General features: G+C 66.7%; 14 protein-coding genes. 11 read left to right on the top strand and 3 right to left on the bottom strand.

From position 1 onward, the window contains the following. Nucleotides 1-60: 60 nt before the first annotated feature. The 3 genes from O4H53_RS06515 to O4H53_RS06505 are packed head-to-tail and all read left to right on the top strand — an operon-like array spanning nucleotide 61 to nucleotide 3,721. The gene (locus O4H53_RS06515) at nucleotides 61-939 is read left to right on the top strand and encodes an FAD binding domain-containing protein (protein ID WP_269362314.1); all 879 of its coding nucleotides are present in this window, start codon (nucleotides 61-63) and stop codon (nucleotides 937-939) included. Then, complete coding sequence (locus tag O4H53_RS06510) at nucleotides 936-1,418, top strand: (2Fe-2S)-binding protein (RefSeq protein WP_269362311.1); 483 nt, start codon at nucleotides 936-938, stop codon at nucleotides 1,416-1,418. Before O4H53_RS06515 ends, O4H53_RS06510 begins: the two co-directional genes overlap by 4 nt. Beyond that, nucleotides 1,415-3,721: a xanthine dehydrogenase family protein molybdopterin-binding subunit gene (locus O4H53_RS06505; protein ID WP_269362309.1), complete on the top strand. Its 2,307-nt coding sequence runs from the start codon at nucleotides 1,415-1,417 to the stop codon at nucleotides 3,719-3,721. Before O4H53_RS06510 ends, O4H53_RS06505 begins: the two co-directional genes overlap by 4 nt. 294 nt (nucleotides 3,722-4,015) lie before the next feature. On the opposite strand, the gene O4H53_RS06500 is transcribed toward O4H53_RS06505, so the two are convergent. After that, on the bottom strand, nucleotides 4,016-4,561 hold the full coding sequence (locus O4H53_RS06500; protein ID WP_269362307.1) for a TetR/AcrR family transcriptional regulator: 546 nt from the start codon (nucleotides 4,559-4,561) through the stop codon (nucleotides 4,016-4,018). A gap of 140 nt (nucleotides 4,562-4,701) precedes the next feature. On the opposite strand from O4H53_RS06500, the gene O4H53_RS06495 reads away from it, so the two are divergent. The 3 genes from O4H53_RS06495 to O4H53_RS06485 all read left to right on the top strand — a co-directional run bounded on the left by O4H53_RS06495 (nucleotide 4,702) and on the right by O4H53_RS06485 (nucleotide 7,737). Beyond that, on the top strand, nucleotides 4,702-5,886 hold the full coding sequence (locus O4H53_RS06495; RefSeq protein ID WP_269362305.1) for an acetyl-CoA C-acyltransferase: 1,185 nt from the start codon (nucleotides 4,702-4,704) through the stop codon (nucleotides 5,884-5,886). Between the two features lie 162 nt (nucleotides 5,887-6,048). Further along, entirely contained in the window at nucleotides 6,049-6,576 is a 528-nt protein-coding gene (locus O4H53_RS06490; RefSeq protein ID WP_269362303.1) for a PaaI family thioesterase, read from the top strand. Nucleotides 6,577-6,579: 3 nt separating this feature from the next. Beyond that, entirely contained in the window at nucleotides 6,580-7,737 is a 1,158-nt protein-coding gene (locus tag O4H53_RS06485; RefSeq protein WP_269362301.1) for an MFS transporter, read from the top strand. Here O4H53_RS06485 and O4H53_RS06480 read toward each other — a convergent pair. Beyond that, nucleotides 7,720-8,949, bottom strand: a complete 1,230-nt coding sequence (locus O4H53_RS06480; protein ID WP_269362298.1) for a M20 family metallo-hydrolase — start codon at nucleotides 8,947-8,949, stop codon at nucleotides 7,720-7,722. The two genes, O4H53_RS06485 and O4H53_RS06480, sit on opposite strands and share 18 nt — an antisense overlap. Nucleotides 8,950-9,012: 63 nt before the next feature. Here O4H53_RS06480 and O4H53_RS06475 point away from each other — a divergent pair, with 63 nt between their 5' ends. Beyond that, nucleotides 9,013-9,801 carry a FadR/GntR family transcriptional regulator gene (locus tag O4H53_RS06475; protein ID WP_269362296.1) on the top strand — a complete coding sequence of 263 codons (789 nt, stop codon included), beginning with the start codon at nucleotides 9,013-9,015 and terminating at the stop codon, nucleotides 9,799-9,801. A 19-nt stretch (nucleotides 9,802-9,820) separates the two neighbouring features. On the opposite strand, the gene O4H53_RS06470 is transcribed toward O4H53_RS06475, so the two are convergent. Further along, complete coding sequence (locus O4H53_RS06470; protein ID WP_269362295.1) at nucleotides 9,821-10,486, bottom strand: DUF1028 domain-containing protein; 666 nt, start codon at nucleotides 10,484-10,486, stop codon at nucleotides 9,821-9,823. Between the two features lie 95 nt (nucleotides 10,487-10,581). On the opposite strand from O4H53_RS06470, the gene O4H53_RS06465 reads away from it, so the two are divergent. The 4 genes from O4H53_RS06465 to O4H53_RS06450 all read left to right on the top strand — a co-directional run bounded on the left by O4H53_RS06465 (nucleotide 10,582) and on the right by O4H53_RS06450 (nucleotide 16,078). Next, a complete protein-coding gene (locus O4H53_RS06465; protein ID WP_269362423.1) occupies nucleotides 10,582-12,156 on the top strand; it encodes an ABC transporter substrate-binding protein in 1,575 nt (524 codons plus the stop codon). Between the two features lie 126 nt (nucleotides 12,157-12,282). Next, complete coding sequence (locus tag O4H53_RS06460) at nucleotides 12,283-13,230, top strand: ABC transporter permease (protein ID WP_269362294.1); 948 nt, start codon at nucleotides 12,283-12,285, stop codon at nucleotides 13,228-13,230. After that, nucleotides 13,227-15,110 (top strand): dipeptide/oligopeptide/nickel ABC transporter permease/ATP-binding protein, encoded by a 1,884-nt coding sequence (locus tag O4H53_RS06455; protein WP_269362292.1) that lies wholly within the window; start codon nucleotides 13,227-13,229, stop codon nucleotides 15,108-15,110. The genes O4H53_RS06460 and O4H53_RS06455 overlap by 4 nt, the downstream gene beginning before the upstream one ends. Further along, nucleotides 15,107-16,078 (top strand): oligopeptide/dipeptide ABC transporter ATP-binding protein, encoded by a 972-nt coding sequence (locus O4H53_RS06450; RefSeq protein ID WP_269362290.1) that lies wholly within the window; start codon nucleotides 15,107-15,109, stop codon nucleotides 16,076-16,078. Before O4H53_RS06455 ends, O4H53_RS06450 begins: the two co-directional genes overlap by 4 nt.

Here is a 16,078-nt window from a genome sequence, read left to right as displayed (position 1 = left end):
GGCCCGCCTGCCGGGCCGCCTGATCCCCCGCACCCGGAACCTGAACAGGACATTGCCGGCATGACCCAGACAGATGTGGTTTTTCACCGCCCCGATACGATTGCAGCGGCGCTTTCTATCCTCTCCTCCGCCGCCCCGCGCCCGGCCATCCCGCTGGCGGGCGGTACATGGATCATGCGGGCCGCGCTGCGTGGTGAGGACACCGACAAGACCTTTGTGTCCCTTGCGAATATCGCCTCCCTTCACGGCATCGAAAAAACGGACGCCGGGCTGACAATAGGCGCCATGGTCAGCCACGCCGCACTTGCGCAGTCGCTGGGCGCTGACCCCGCCCATGCCGGCCTGCGCATGGCCTGCGCGGCCTCCGCCAATCCCGCGATCCGGCACCGCGCGACCATCGGCGGCAACCTGTGTTCCGATGGCTTCATGGCCCCCGATCTTGTCCCGGCGCTGATGGCCCTTGGGGCCATGGTCACCCTGCAGGCCCCGTCAGGTGAAAGACGCCTGCCGATCGCTGATTTCCTGCGCGGGCGCGGCGCGCGCCCCGCCGCCGAGATCCTGACCCATGTACACCTGCCCCCGCCCCGGGGCACAGCCGCCCATGCCCGCGCCCTGCTGCGGCAGGCGGGCGAATATCCGGTTGCGGTCGTCAGCGTTCTTGCCGGTTGCCGCGATGACGGCACCTGCCAGAGCCTGCGCATCGCCCTCAGCGCGGTGGAACCTGCACCGCGCCGCTGGGAGACACTGGAAAACGCCCTTCTGGACCGCCCCCTGGACCCGGCGGCGGCGCGCGACGCCGCACAGGCCCGGATCCAGGACCTGCACCCGCGCGACGGCGTCGATGCCAGCGGCTGGTACCGCGCCCGCCTGCTGCCGCAACTGGTGCAACGCGCCTTTGCCGATCTGACCCGGCCCACCGCAAAGGGAGACCCGCAATGACCGTAAGCTTCACCCTCAACGGCCGCGCCCGCAGCTTCTCCGGCGACCCGCGCGCCTCCCTGCTTGAGGTGCTGCGCGACACCTACCGGCTGACCGGCGCCAAGGAGGTCTGCGGCGAGGGGTTCTGCGGTGCCTGCATGGTCCGGATCGACGGGCATCCCGCCACCGCCTGCCTGGTGCCGATGGGCACGTTGGAGGGGTCCGATCTGCGCACCATCGAAGGGATCGGCACCGAAGCAGAGCTGAACCCCGTCCAGCAGGCCTTTGTTGATTTTGACGTGGTGCAATGCGGCATGTGCTTTCCCGGCATGGTGATGACGCTCACCCATTTCATGAAGGACAACCCGCAGCCGACCCGCGAGGCGGTCAAATCCGCGCTGACCGGGAACATCTGCCGGTGCACCGGCTATGAGCGGATCATCGACGCGGTGATGTCGCTCTCGGGTGCCGCACAGCCCGTGACGGAGGTTCAGCCATGAAGAACGCCCATGATCCATCCCTTGCCGTCATGGACCTGCCGCGCCGCGATGCGCGCGACAAGCTGCGGGGCCGGACCAGATACACCGTCGATCAGGCGGGGCCGGAGGTCCTGCACGCGGTCTTGCTGCGCGCGACCGTGGCCTCCGCCCGCATCACCCGGCTGGATGTCACCCCGGCCCTGACGATGGCGGGGGTCCACGCCATCGCCACCCACAGGGACGCACCGGGCCTGCACGGGATCGGCATCGCCGATCATCCGATCTTTGCCGGCGATACCGTGCGCTATCACGGCGAACCCCTTGCCGTCATCGCGGCAGAAACACTGGCCCAGGCCCGGCGCGCCGCCAAGGCCGTGATTGTCGAATATGAAGCCATGCCGCCGGTGCTGACCCTGCAGGCGGCACTGGCCCCCGATGCCCCCCTCGTCCATCCCGGCTGGGAAAGCTACGAGGTGCTCCACCCCGGCGCGACACGGGGCGGTAATATCGCCTGGGAAGCACGCGTCGACCGTGGCGACACCGATGCTGCCTTTGCCCGCGATGACGTCACCATTGTCGAAGGCACCTATGATGTCGGGCGGCAGAACCACCTGTCGTTTGAGCCGCGCGCGGTGATCGCATCTTATGAGGATGGCCGCTTCCACATCCAGACCTCCACCCAGGCGCCCTGGACGGTCAAACATGTCGTCGCCAGGGTTCTTGAGGTCCCGGAATCCGCCGTGCGGGTGACAGTGCCCGCAGTCGGCGGCGGTTTCGGGCTGAAGTTCGATTGCTCCCTCGAACCCTATGCCGCGATCCTGGCCCGCAAATCCGGGCGCGCTGTCTCGCTGGTCAATTCCCGCCGCGAAGAGATGATGACCTGCCTCTGCCGGGAAAACGCCGAAATCCACATCCGCTCCGCCATCGACACGGAGGGAGAGATCGTCGCCCGCGAGGCCAGCGTGCTCATGGATTGCGGCGCATATGGCGGCGAACAGGTCTTCCTGACCACGATGACCGCCCATACGCTGGCCGGCAACTACCGGCTGGGTGCCGCGAAAATCGTGACAAGGGCGGTCTATACCAACACCCCCCCGAACGGGGCCTTCCGCGCCTGCAACGGGGTCTACAACACCTTCGCGCTGGAACGGCATACCGATGAAATCTGCGCCGCGATCGGGATGGACCCCTTCGAGTTCAGACGCCGCAACGTGATCGGTGACGGCGACATCGGGGCCACCGGACAGACCTTTCAGGGCGATGTGCTGGCCCCCATGCTGGACCGCATGGCTGACAAATACCCGGTCGAACGGCGCAGCGGCAGGTTGCCCGACGGGCGGCTCTACGGGCGCGCGACAACCGTGGGGACATGGTTCATCTTTGTCGGCCCCTCTGCGGCAACGGTGAACCTGAACGCCGACGGCAGCGCGACGCTGGTCACCGCCGGGGTCGAGATCGGCTCCGGCACCATGATGCAATCCCTGCCGCAGATCGTCGCGGCAAACCTTGGCATTCATCCCGATGCGGTCATCGTGAAAACCGCCGATACGGATGCCGCGGGGCGCGATCTCGGGGTTGGCGGCGGGCGCACCACGGTCTCCATCGGGGCGGCAAGCGAGGCCGCCTGCGCCGAGGTGCGGGAAAAACTGCTGACCGTGGCCGCCAGATTGCTGCAGACCAACGCAGCCGCACTGGTGCTGACCAACGGCCGGGTCGAGGTTGACGGCAAACCCGGCAGCGGCATGACCCTGAAAGCCGTGATCGCCGAAGCAGAGCTGACCACCGGCCCGATTGCCGGCAGCGGTGCCTTTACCGCGCCGGGCACAACAGCCATGCCCGGCTGCGCCACCGGCCATTTCATTGACGCCATCGACATCCCGGTATTTGCGGTCCACGACTGCGAAGTGGCGGTTGACGAAATCTCGGGCCGTTGCGAAATCCTGTCCTACCGCGTGGTACAGGACGTGGGCCGCGCCCTGAACCGGCGCGCCATTCACGGCCAGATTCAGGGCGGCGTGGTTCAGGGCATCGGCTATGCCCTGACCGAAGAGGTCACGATCGGCCCCGATGGCGCGGTCGATCAGACCGGGCTGGAAAGCTACCGCGTCCCGCTGGCCGGCGATGTCCTGCCCATCGACTTCGAGCTTTACGAGGGGGCGCCCTCCCTCGGCCCGCTGGGCACCAAGGGGGCAGGGGAGGTGCCGATCCTGAATGTCGCCGCATCGCTGGCCTGCGCGATTGCCAATGCCACGGGCAAACCGGTGACCTCCCTGCCGATGACACCGGAGCGCATTGCCACCCTGATTGCCGGAGAGGCACTTTAAGCCCGGCACCACCGATTGATCCACCAAGGCCGGATGCAAGCCGGGCCGTCGCCTGCCCGGGGTAGGCGATGCTGACCTTGGTTCATGCCACTTAATTTCTCAGCTTTGATGAGTCCTATCATGGGAACACCAAGCCTAACCATATCGCCTACCCGACCGGCGGGCAGGCGATGGCCCGGCGCCTGCGGCTTGTTCCGGGCATGGCTGCCATGAACTGCCGGTTACTGCGGTCGCATCACCGCACCACCACCCGGCAATGCGCTTCGCCGCGAAAGTCAGCTCGCCCCGAGGCCATCAACCCTCATCGGCCTTGCCGCCAACCGCCGCGATGACCTGATCCGCAACCGGGTGATCCCCCGCCGCCCGCGCCAGCATCAGCGCGCCGACCACCTGGGCGATGGTGCTCAGCGCCACCGCCCTGTCCTCCGGGGCCACCAGATCCGCCAGCTTCTCCAGCCCCTCGGCAAAGGCGGATTGCAAGGCCTCTCCGTGGCGCGGCGCCTCTGCCGCAAGCGCGGGCAGGACGCAGCCCGCGCCAACCCGCGTCAGGTGACTGTCGTGCAGATAGGCCTGCCGGAAGGCCTCCAGCCGGTCGCCCCCCGCTTTCTCCAGCCGCCTGGCCCAGTCTTTCTCATGCTGCGCCATCGCCGCCTGGGTGGCCTCCACCATCAGCGCCGTTTTATCCGGGAACTGCTTGTAGAACCCGCCATGAGTCATCCCGGCGGCTTTCATCAGGCCCGAAATGCCAATGCCTTCATATCCGTGGATGCGAAACAGCCGGGCGGCTTCGTCAACCACCTTCTGGCGATTTTCCTGTGCAACTTCACGACTTACACGCATGTCAGCGCCTTTTCATCTCTGGTCGGTATGGCCCGCCAATCCTAGAAAAATCCATTTTGGATGTCAATTAACATCTAATCTTGACAGTTTGGATGATGCTTATAATCTAACCGCAAATCACGAGCAAAGCGAGTCGCCCCATGTCCCCTACCGATCCCATCGTCATCTGCGCCGCCCGCCGGACCCCGCTCGGCGCCTTCATGGGCGCGCTTGCGCCGATCCCCGCGCCGCTGCTGGGGGCCACGGCACTCCGCGCCGCCATGGCCGACGCCGGGCTCGGGCCGACGGACGCCACAGAGGTGCTGATGGGCTGCGTCCTGCCCGCCGGACAGGGCCAGGCCCCGGCACGGCAGGCGGCGCGGGCGGCAGGACTCGACGATGCCGTGGGCGCGACCACGATCAACAAGGTCTGCGGCTCCGGGATGAAGGCGATCATGACCGCCGCCGACCTGCTGACGCTGGAACGCGCCGAGATCATCGTCGCGGGCGGCATGGAATCCATGTCCCGCGCCCCCTATCTCGCACCGGAAATGCGCGCAGGCCGCAAGGCAGGCAGCGCCGCGCTGATCGATCACATGATGTTCGACGGCCTCGAAGACGCCTATGAACCGGGCCGCCCCATGGGCGCCTTCGGCGAGGTCACGGCACGGGACTTCGGCTTTGACCGCGCGGCACAGGATGCCTTTGCCATCGAAACGCTGGAACGGGCCCGTATGGCGGTCACCTCGGGGGCCTTCACCAATGAAATCGCGCCGGTCACAGTGCCCCAGCGCAAGGGCGAAGTCACCGTCGCGCAGGACGAACGCCCCGGCCAGGTCGACCCGGCAAAAATCCCCGGCCTCCGGCCTGCCTTTGCCAGCGACGGGACAATCACCGCCGCCAGCGCCTCCGCCAATGCCGATGGCGCGGCTGCGCTGGTGCTGACCCGGCGCAGCCTGGCCCAGGCGAGGGGCCTGCCGGTGCTTGCCACCATCGCCGGGCAGGCCGCCCATGCCCAGGCCCCGGCGCTCTATACCACCGCGCCGATCCCGGCGATTGAAAAGCTGCTGGCCCGCACCGGCTGGACCGCAGATCAGGTCGATCTGTGGGAAATCAACGAGGCCTTCGCCGTGGTCCCCATGGCCGCCGCGCAAAAGATCGGCATCCCCCGCGAAAGGCTCAATGTGAACGGCGGCGCCTGCGCGCTGGGCCATCCCATCGGTGCCACCGGCGCACGCATCCTCGTCACCCTGCTGCACGCCCTGCGGGCGCGGGGCAAGCGGCGCGGCGTGGCCACGCTCTGCATCGGCGGCGGCGAGGCCACGGCACTGGCCATCGAAATCTGACCCGGCTTTCACCCAACCCGAAAGGACACCCAATGGATCTGACCCGGACAACCGCGCATGTCACCAGCGCACCCCATGACAGGGGGCGGCGGGCCAGGGCCCCAGCCCTCTTCCGCAACCGCCCGCAGGGCATTCCCACACCCAGATATTCCGGAGGCACCCATGCCACAGCATGACACCACAACCAAAGAACGCGCCTTTGACGCGGCCACCATGCCCGAAGTGAGCTTCCGCCCGCCGGACCCGCGCCAGATCGCGGCCATGTCCGGGCTCGACATCCTGCGCGCGATCCCCACCGGCGGTGTGCCCGCCCCGACCATGGCGCGGACAATGCGGCAGTGGATACACGCGGTCTCCGAAGGGCAGGCGGAGTTCCGGGGCGATCCGGGGCCGGAATTCCTGAACCCCATGGGCACCGTCCACGGCGGCTGGATCATGACCATGCTGGATTCCGTGCTGGGCTGTGCGGTCCATTCGGTGCTTGGCCCCGGCCAAAGCTATACAAGCATGGGCACGGAGGTGAAGTTCATCCGCCCCCTCGCGCCCGATGCGGGACAGGTCCGGGCGCTGGGCACCCTGGTCTCCCGGGGGCGGCGGTCGGCCACGGCAGAGGCGCGGCTGGAGGATGCCTCGGGCCGGTTGATCGCCACCGGCACCACCACCTGTTTCCTCTTTCCGGCACAGGGGTAGACCATGCCTGTCATCACGCTCCTCTCCGTCCCCTTCGCCTTCCTGCTGGGGGGATTCGTCTTCTCCGGCCTGCTTGGCCCGCTGGCCGCCGACCTCGGCATCAGCGTCTCGGCCGCCGGGCTTTTGCAGGCGGGCTATGCGCTTGGCTGCGCCTTTGCCGGGCCGTTCCTGGCCCATTGGACCCGGCACCGGCGCAAGAAACCGCTGCTCCTGACGGTGCTGGGCAGCATGGTGCTGCTCAATTTCGCCTCGATCCTGGCACCGGGCTTCAATGAGCTCCTGTTCCTGCGCACCGCCCTGGGGATCACCGGCGCGCTTTCGCTGCCGCTGGCGGTCTCCATCGCCGTGACCCTGGTCCCCGCCGAACAACGGGGCGGGGCCATTGCCAAGGTTTATTCCGGCGTCGCCTATGCGCTGATGCTGGGAATGCCCGCGGGCTCGCTGGCCGGGGACTGGCTGGGCTGGCGGGCGAGCTTCGGCGTGGCCGCACTCGCTTCGGCCGTGGCCCTCGTGCTGGTCTGGCGCAACGTCCCCGACATCGCGGCACAGCCTGTCCCCAAGGGCAGCGCGCGCCTCGACGCCAGATCCACGGGGCTGCTGGCCTCGACCTATCTCGCCTTTGGCGCGATGTTCTGCCTGGTGGGCTACATCGGCCCGGTTGTCACCAGCCTGACTGGCGGCACCGGCACCCATGTGGCGCTGTTCCAGCTTGGCGTCGGGCTGTCCTGCCTCGCCGGGCTGATCCTTGGCGCGCGGATCGCGGCCACCCTGGGCGCGCGCGGGCTGGCCTGGCTCTTTGCCGGGATCGCCCTGGGGCTTGCGGTGCTGGTGCCACCGCTGTCGACCAACCCGCCGCTGCTGGTCAATATCCTGGCGCTTGTCGTCAGCGTCGCCCTTGCGCCGGTCTGCCAGTTTGCCACCGCACCGGTGGTGCAGGGGAGCCTTGCGGCAACGGCGGGGCCCTCGACGACCTTCGTTCTGACGCTGAACAGCTCGATGGTCTATCTCGGACAGGGCACCGGCGTGCTGCTGGGCGGCACCGCGATCAGCTTCGGCGGCTATGCTGCCGCGCCGCTGACCGGTGCCTTTGTGGCGTTGCTGGGTCTTGTGGTCGCCATCGCCCTGCGCTCGGGCAGCGCGCGGTCACTGTCCCGGACCTGAGGACACCAGCACATGCACAAGCGCATCCAGCGCCGCCCCCATGTCGGCGGCGCTGGCATATTCATCGGGATGATGGCTCAGCCCGCCCCGGCAGCGCAGGAACAGCATCGCGATGGGGCAGAGATCTGACATGGCAGAGGCATCATGGGTGGCCCCCGAGGGCAGCGTGACCGCCGCCGCACCGCCCTGTTCCACCGCAGCAACCAATGCCGCCGACAGCTCCGGGTCGCAGGACACCGCAGGCTGGACATAGGTCCGCGTCATCTCGAATGACAGGCCGGCATCGCCGGCAATACGATTGCCAAGCGCGCGCATCTCATCGGTAAACCCCTGCCGCGCCTGATCCGAGACCGAGCGCACCTCAAGCGGGAAATCCGCCCGGTCCGGGATCGCATTGACCGCATCGGGATGCACCGAAATCGACCCGACCGTGGCGCGGATACTGTTGGTCTGCCCGGCCTGTTCCGACACTGCCGCGATAAAGCGGGACGCGGCCACAAGCGCATCGCGGCGGTCCGCCATCGGCACCGTGCCCGCATGGCCCGTCTCTCCGGCAAAGCGGATGGCATTGCGCTCGATCCCACAGATCCCGGTCACCACCCCGACCGCCGCAGCCCGGCGCTCCAGAACCGGGCCCTGTTCGATATGGACCTCCAGATAACCCAGCACGTCGGAAGGATCGCGGCGCAACGCCTCCAGCCGCGCCGGATCGCCGCCAAACCCGGCAAGCGCCGCGCCAAGGGTCACGCCATCCCGGTCCGGCAGCGCCAGCGCCGCCGCATCAAACGTCCCGGCTAGCACCCTCGGCCCCAGCAACGCCGTGGGAAACCGCACCCCTTCCTCATCGGCAAAGGCCAGAACCTCCACCGAACAGGCCGGCGCGAGGCCCTCCCGGCGGATCTTCTCCAGCGCGAGGCAGGCCAGCGCAATGCCCATGATCCCGTCATAGCGCCCGCCGCCGGGTACGGAATCCTGATGCGACCCGATCAGCAGGGTCTTGCTGCCCTCCGGCCCCGCGCAGCGCCCGACCATGGTGGCCGCCGCATCCATATGCACCTGCAACCCGGCGGCCTCCATCCAGCCACGGATCTGGTCCAGCGCCGCCCGGTGTTCGGGGGTGAAGGGCAGGCGGGTCACCCCATCCCCGGCCTGCGAACAGGCGGCAATTTCATGCAGGCGGCTCTGGGCAATCTCACCGAAGGTCATAGGCATCCTGAATTTATTATGATAAATTATGAGCTACACAAGACTCCAGCCCTCGTCTAGACAAATGTCATGAAGCAAACCGCCGCCCGCCCCTCCGATCCAAAGATCACCGATGCGCCCCGGGCGCAGAAACGGTCGCGCCCCGTTCAGGTCGCGGATCAGATCAAACGCTGGGTGGTCGAACGTGACATGCAAAAGGGCGACAAGCTGCCGAACGAGGCGGCGATGATCGCAGAATTCGGCGTCTCCAAGGGGACCGTGCGCGAGGCGATGCGCATTCTGGAGGCCCAGGGCCTGATCGTGACCAAGACCGGCCCCGGCGGCGGCAGCGCGGTGGGCGAGGTCAGCAAGGACCGGGCGATGTCCCTGCTTGGAAACTACTTCTATTTCAAGGACCTGTCGCTCTCGGACATCTACGAGATGCGCAAGCTGGTGGAACCGGCCCTGGCCGCCCGTCTGGCCGGCAACCTCTCGGACGAGACATTGGCCGAACTGCGCGAGATGGCGCACAGATACCCCGAACCGGCGCAGACAGCCGAAGAGGAAAAGCAGCAGCATATCTCCTCGCTGGCCTTCCACGCCCGGCTCGCCGATGCCGCCGACAACCAACTGATGGGCTTCCTGATCTCCTTCATGGCGCGGATCCTCTCTGACCTGACAGTGCACCGCCGCCTCTATGCCACGCCCAACCGGGAGCTTTGGGAACGTGGCCGCAGGCATCAGATCGAACTGGTGGAGGCGCTGACCCGGGGCGACGGCCCGCGCGCCCATGCCATCATGACCTCGCATATGGAAGGGGCCGAACGGCTGATGAACGCGCAGGAAATGCGCATCACCCGCGAATTCATGGCCGAATAGACAGGGCCGCGCGCCGATCTTACGACCGCGGCGCGCGGCTGCGGTCCACCGCAACGGGCGCTTCATCCAGCCAGGTGGCATAGGGCGGCGCGCTCACCCTGGCGCATAGCGCTGCAAGATCGTCCAGCGGGCGGGCGCTGTCATCAATCCGCAGGTCGATGGGCGGCGCAACCGGGCTCAGAACCAGAAGGGCGGCAGATTGCAGGCCGCGCACATCCGATCCCGCCGCCTCACCGGCGCGCAGGGCGGCGACAAGCCGCTCGGCCGGCGTGCCCTCCCGCGTGGCAAAGGCGGCGGCAGCGGCCTCCAGAACCCCACGCGACCTGATCATGTTGCCCGCGACAATCACCTCCGGGGCGGCGATGAAACCGGCGTAAGGAACACTGGCCGCGCCGGTGAACCCGGCGGTGGCACCGGTTCTGTCAAGCACCGCCAACTGCCGGTGGTCCCGGCCCGTGTCCGCCCCGGTCAGCGCGGCCACCACATCCCCGGCCCCGGCACCCCCGTGCAACCGCCGCATCGCATCGTCGCGCCAGAAGGTGCTGGGCGCGGTGCCCTGCGAGGCACAGAGCCCCGATTCGATGTCGCCGCGCAGCACCCAGCCCCCGACACAGAGGCTGCCCGTCGCCGCCGCACCTGCGTAAACGCCTGTTTTTTTGTCATATGTCAGAATGGAAAACGTCATGAGGCGGCCCCGGCACATTTAACTTGTATTTATCATGATAATTTGGCCAAATGCAATTTATAATGATAAATAAGATGAAACAGAGAGGATACGCCATGACTTTCCTGACCCTCACCCGCCGTGCCCTGCTGGCGGCGACCGCGGCCTCGGCGCTGGCCCTGTCGGCAGGCGGCGCAACCGCGCAGACCCCCGAAAACGTCCTGATCGTGGGCCAGATCGCCGAACCCAAATCGCTCGATCCCGCCGCCGTCACCGCCGTCAACGATTTCCGCATCCTGATGAATGTCTATGACGGGCTGGTCCGCTACAAGGACGGCACGCTTGAGGTCGAACCCGCCCTTGCCACCGACTGGACCATTTCCGAGGATGGCACCGTCTATACCTTCACCCTGCGCGAGGGGGTCAGCTTCCACGATGGCAGCGCCTTCGACGCCGAGGCGGTCAAATTCAACTTCGACCGCATCCTGGACGAATCCCACCCCTTCCATGACACCGGCCCGTTTCCGCTCGCGTTCTTCTTTTCCGCTGTGGAATCGGTCGACGTCATTGACCCGATGACGGTCTCCTTCACGCTGAACGCCCCCTATGCGCCCTTCCTGTCGAACCTTGCCTATCCCACCGGGCTGATCGTCTCGCCCGCAGCGGTCGAACAACATGGCGCGGATTTCGGGCGCAACCCCTCCGGCACCGGCGCCTTCAAATTCGGCGAATGGCGCAGCAACGAAGCGGTGGTGGTGCAGGCCAACCCCGGCTACTGGGACGGCGCGCCGGGGCTGGAGGCGGTCGTGTTCCGCCCGATCACCGATGCCAATACCCGCACCGCCGAAATGCTGGCGGGCGGCATCGACCTGATGGTCGAAGTCCCGCCGGTCGCGCTCAGCGAATTCCAGGGCGACAGCTATTCCGTCTTTGAACAGGCGGGCCCGCATGTCTGGTTCCTGATCCTGAATGCCAAGGAAGGCCCCTTTGCGGATGTCCGTGTCCGGCAGGCGGCAAACTATGCGATCAACAAGGAGGCCATCGTCAATGACGTGCTCGAAGGCACCGCCGAGGTCGCGGCCGGCCCGACCCCGCCCGCCTTCGCCTGGGCCTACAACCCCGATCTGGAACCCTATCCCTATGACCCCGACCGCGCCCGCGCCCTGCTGGCAGAGGCCGGTGCGGAAGGGGCCGAACTGACCTTCTACGTGACCGAAGGCGGCTCCGGCATGCTGGACCCGGTGTCGATGGGCACGGCAATCCAGGCCGATCTTGAGGCCGTGGGCCTGAAGGTCAGCATCGAAACCTACGAATGGAACACCTTTCTGGGCAATGTGAACCCCGGTCTGGAGGGCAAGGCGGACATGGCCGAAATGGCCTGGATGACCAATGACCCCGACACGCTGCCCTTCCTCGCGCTGCGCACCGAAGCCTGGCCGGACAAGGGCGGCTTCAACTCCGGCTATTACTCCAACCCGGAGGTGGACAAGCTGCTGGACGCTGCCCGCGCCGAGACCGATCAGGCCGAGCGCGCGCGCCTCTACCAGCAGATGCAGGTGATCGTGCAGGAAGACGCGCCATGGGTCTTTGTGGCGAACTGGAAGCAGAATGCCGTCACCTCCGACCGCGTCGAAGGCTTTTCACTGCAGCCCTCGTTCTTCCTGCTTCTGGATGACGTGACCAAGAAGTGATGAGTGACCAAGAAGTGATGAGTGACCAAGAAGTGATGAGTGACCAGGATGTAATGAGTGACCAGGATGTAACCTGACCCGTTGCGGCCCCGCTCAGGGGGCCGCAACAACCCGACGGAGCCGCCCATGACCGGATATATCCTCAAACGCCTGCTCTCGGCCATTCCGGTGCTGCTGGGCATCAGCGTGATCGTCTTTGCGATCATGGCGCTGATCCCCGGTGACCCGGCAACCGCGATCCTGGGCTCCTATGCGACCCCCGAGAACGTCGAGAAGCTGAACCGCGACCTCGGGCTCGATCAGGGCATCGTGGCGCGCTATTTCATCTGGCTCGGCAACATGCTGCAGGGCGATTTCGGGCGCAGCTTTGCCCTCAACCGCCCGGTGCTGGACGAGGTGCTGGACCGCTTCGGTGCAACCCTGATCCTGGCGGGCAGCTCTTTCCTTCTGTGCTCGCTGCTGGGCATCGCCGCCGGTGTCATCTCGGCGGCGCGGCAATACGGGTTTGCCGACAAGGCGATCACCTTTGCCGTGCTGCTGGGCATCTCGATCCCCTCGTTCTTTTTGGGCATGATGATGATCCTGATCTTCGCCGTCCAGCTGCGGTGGTTCCCGGTGTCGGGCATGTGGCCGATCTACGGGGATCGCAACCTGCCGGTGCTGCTGGACCATCTGGCGATGCCCGCATTCGCCCTCTCGGTGGTGGCGACCGGGGTGATCGCGCGGCTGGCCCGTTCCGCCATGCTGGAGGTGCTGCGCCAGGATTTCATCCGCACCGCCCGCGCCAAGGGCGTGAACGAACGCCGGGTGATCTGGCGCCATGCCCTGCGCGCCGCCATGGTCTCGATCATTCCGATTCTGGGCATTCAGGCGGGCTTTGTGCTGTCCGGTGCCGTCTATATCGAGATGGTCTTTCAATGGCCCGGCGTTGGCCGGATGCTGGTCGATGCCATCCTCAAACGCGATATCCTGCTGGTTCAGGGCGGGGTGGTGTTCATCGCCGCCTGCTACGTGATGTTCAACATCCTCGTGGACGTGGCCCAGGCGCTGCTTGACCCGAGGATCAAGACATGACCGCCTTTCTGAAACTGCTGGCGCGCAACCGTCTGGCCCTGGCGGGCCTTGTCATGATCGGCATCGTGGTGCTGCTGGCACTGCTGACCCCGCTTTTGCCGCTGGCCGACCCCGATGTCACCCGGACCGCCGACCGCTTCAAGCCGCCCTTCAGCGAAGGCGCGCTTCTGGGCACCGACCATCTGGGCCGCGACCTGCTGAGCCGCCTGCTCTGGGGCACCCGGCTGAGCCTTGCCATGGGGCTGGCCGCCGCGATCATCGCGGCCACGCTGGGCTCCGCCATCGGCATCATCGCGGGATACTTCGGGGGCAGGACCGACAACATCATCATGCGCGGCGTCGATATGCTGATGGCCTTTCCCTATATCCTGCTGGCGCTGGCCATTGTCGCCGCCCTCGGCCCCGGCCTGATGAACGCGCTGATCGCGGTGGCGGCGGTCAACGTGCCCTTCTTTGCCCGCAACATCCGCGGCATCACCGTCGGCATCGCCCATAAGGAATTCATCGACGCCGCCCGGCTGGCCGGCATGCGCGACCGCGAAATCATCCTGGGCGAGGTGCTGCCCAATGTGCTGCCGGTGATCGTCATCGCCATGTCCACAACCGTCGGCTGGATGATCCTTGAAACCGCGGGCCTGTCCTTTCTCGGCCTCGGCTCGCAGCCGCCACAGGCCGATCTCGGCTCGATGCTGGGCGAGGCACGCTCCGCGCTGATCACCAACCCCCATACCTCCATCGTGCCCGGTGCGATGATCCTGATCATCGTGATGGGCATCAACCTGCTGGGCGACGGCATCCGCGACGCGCTGGACCCGCGCCTGAAATCCGGCGCGCTCAGCCGCCCGATGGCCGCAACCACGGTCGACCGGCAGGGGGCGGTGCCCGCCGCCCGCACCGACAGCCTGCTGGACATCACCGGGCTGCAGACCGAATTCCATGTCCGCGACCGGCAGTACAAGGCCGTCGGCGGTGTCGATCTGCATGTGGAAAAGGGCGCCTGCCTGGGCATCATCGGGGAAAGCGGATCGGGCAAATCCGTCACCGCGCTCAGCGTCATGGGGCTGGTCGCCTCACCACCCGGTGTCATCACCGGCGGCGCGGTCCATTTTGACGGCAAGGACATTGTCGGCGCGCCCTATGAGGTGCTGCGCGCCCTCCGGGGCCGCCGGGTGGCCTATATCTTCCAGGATCCGCTGGCCACCCTGCATCCGCTCTACCGGGTCGGGGATCAGTTGATCGAGGCGATCCAGTCGCATGAATCACTCCCCCGCAGCGCCGCCCGCGCCCGGGCCATCGACCTGCTGAAATCGGTGCGCATTCCCAATGCGGAAAGCCGGATCGACAGCTACCCTTACGAAATGTCGGGCGGCATGCGGCAGCGGGTCGGCATCGCCATGGCGCTGGCCAATGACCCCGATGTCATCATCGCGGATGAGCCGACAACCGCCCTGGATGTGACCGTTCAGGCGCAGATCCTCTCGGTTCTCAGCGATCTCAGGCGCGAACGCGGCCTGGCGATCATCTTCATCACCCATGACTTCGGCGTGGTGGGCCAGCTTTGCGACAGCGTGGCGGTGATGTATGCGGGCCGGATTGTCGAACAGGGACCAACCGGGGCCGTCCTGCGCAACCCGCAACACCCCTATACCAGCCGGTTGATCGACTGCGTGCCGACCCTGGGCGGCGGCCAGCGCAAACTGGCCGCAATACCCGGATTGCCCCCCGTCGTCGACAACCTGCCCGCCGGCTGCGCCTTTGCCGCGCGCTGCGACAAGGCGCAGGCGGAGTGCCGGGCGGGGCAAATTGATCTGCGCCCGACCGGACCGGACCGCCGGGTCCGCTGCCTCTTTCCCGAAAACGCGACGGAGCACAGCATATGACCGATGCGCTCAAACTCACGGGGTTGTCAAAATCCTTCCGGGTCGGCAAACGGTCCTTCGGGGCGTCCTGGTCCTATGTGCATGCGGTCCAGCCGCTGGATCTGACGGTCAAAACCGGCGAGACTCTGGGGATCGTCGGCGAATCCGGCTGCGGCAAATCCACCCTGGCCAAGATGCTTGTCGGGCTCCTGCCGCCCAGCACCGGAGAGATCGAAATCGAAGGGGCGGTTCTGGACAACGCCGATCCCGCCATCTTTGGCAAACGCATCCAATACGTGTTCCAGGACCCGATCAGCAGCCTGAACCCGCGCAAGACCATCCGCCAGATCATGGAGGCACCCCTGCGCAGGCTGCACCGCATGGGCAAGGCAGAGCGCGCCGCGCGGATCAGCGAGATTTTTGCCGCCGTCAACCTGCGCGAGGAATTCCTGGACCGTTATCCGCATGAATTCTCCGGCGGGCAGGCGCAGCGGATCGGCATCGCCCGGGCGCTGGCCGCCAGGGCGCGCATCCTGATCCTGGATGAACCGGTCTCGGCGCTGGATGTCTCGGTGCAGGCGCAGGTGCTGAACCTGCTGGCGGATCTCAAGCAGGAATTCGGCCTGACCTATCTGTTCATCAGCCATGATCTCGCGGTGGTCGAGGCGGTCAGCGACCGGGTTGCGGTGCTCTATTTCGGTGCGGTTGTCGAAATCGGCCCGGCGCGGGAAATCTTCGCCAATCCGCGCCACCCCTATACCGCCCTGCTTGCCCAAAGCGCGCCGGAGGTCGGCCGCCCGATCTCCGCCCCCGAGAAAGCCGGCGTGGAACTGCCCGATCCGCTGGACCCGCCCAAGGGATGCGCCTTCAACGAACGCTGCGCCTTTGCGACAGATCGGTGCCGCCGCGAAAGGCCCGCCCTGACCGGTGACAGGGGTGGCCGGGAAATCGCCTGCTTCAATCCGCTGGACGCTGCGGCAGAGGTTTGA

Source organism: Sulfitobacter sp. G21635-S1 (assembly GCF_027213915.1).
GTDB lineage: Bacteria > Pseudomonadota > Alphaproteobacteria > Rhodobacterales > Rhodobacteraceae > Sulfitobacter.
The sequence above is the reverse complement of the archived record's forward strand: the minus strand, read 5'-3'. Positions and strand labels throughout refer to the sequence as shown.

Excerpts from the sequence above, each read along its gene's own strand:
- O4H53_RS06460 (WP_269362294.1), top strand. The coding sequence starts at position 12,283 with ATGACCGGATATATCCTCAAACGCCTGCTCTCGGCCATTCCGGTGCTG.
- O4H53_RS06485 (WP_269362301.1), top strand. The coding sequence starts at position 6,580 with ATGCCTGTCATCACGCTCCTCTCCGTCCCCTTCGCCTTCCTGCTGGGG.
- O4H53_RS06510 (WP_269362311.1), top strand. The coding sequence starts at position 936 with ATGACCGTAAGCTTCACCCTCAACGGCCGCGCCCGCAGCTTCTCCGGC.
- O4H53_RS06490 (WP_269362303.1), top strand. The coding sequence starts at position 6,049 with ATGCCACAGCATGACACCACAACCAAAGAACGCGCCTTTGACGCGGCC.
- O4H53_RS06455 (WP_269362292.1), top strand. The coding sequence starts at position 13,227 with ATGACCGCCTTTCTGAAACTGCTGGCGCGCAACCGTCTGGCCCTGGCG.
- O4H53_RS06515 (WP_269362314.1), top strand. The coding sequence starts at position 61 with ATGACCCAGACAGATGTGGTTTTTCACCGCCCCGATACGATTGCAGCG.
- O4H53_RS06480 (WP_269362298.1), bottom strand. The coding sequence starts at position 8,949 with ATGCCTATGACCTTCGGTGAGATTGCCCAGAGCCGCCTGCATGAAATT.
- O4H53_RS06495 (WP_269362305.1), top strand. The coding sequence starts at position 4,702 with ATGTCCCCTACCGATCCCATCGTCATCTGCGCCGCCCGCCGGACCCCG.
- O4H53_RS06450 (WP_269362290.1), top strand. The coding sequence starts at position 15,107 with ATGACCGATGCGCTCAAACTCACGGGGTTGTCAAAATCCTTCCGGGTC.
- O4H53_RS06475 (WP_269362296.1), top strand. The coding sequence starts at position 9,013 with ATGAAGCAAACCGCCGCCCGCCCCTCCGATCCAAAGATCACCGATGCG.
- O4H53_RS06505 (WP_269362309.1), top strand. The coding sequence starts at position 1,415 with ATGAAGAACGCCCATGATCCATCCCTTGCCGTCATGGACCTGCCGCGC.
- O4H53_RS06500 (WP_269362307.1), bottom strand. The coding sequence starts at position 4,561 with ATGCGTGTAAGTCGTGAAGTTGCACAGGAAAATCGCCAGAAGGTGGTT.
- O4H53_RS06465 (WP_269362423.1), top strand. The coding sequence starts at position 10,582 with ATGACTTTCCTGACCCTCACCCGCCGTGCCCTGCTGGCGGCGACCGCG.
- O4H53_RS06470 (WP_269362295.1), bottom strand. The coding sequence starts at position 10,486 with ATGACGTTTTCCATTCTGACATATGACAAAAAAACAGGCGTTTACGCA.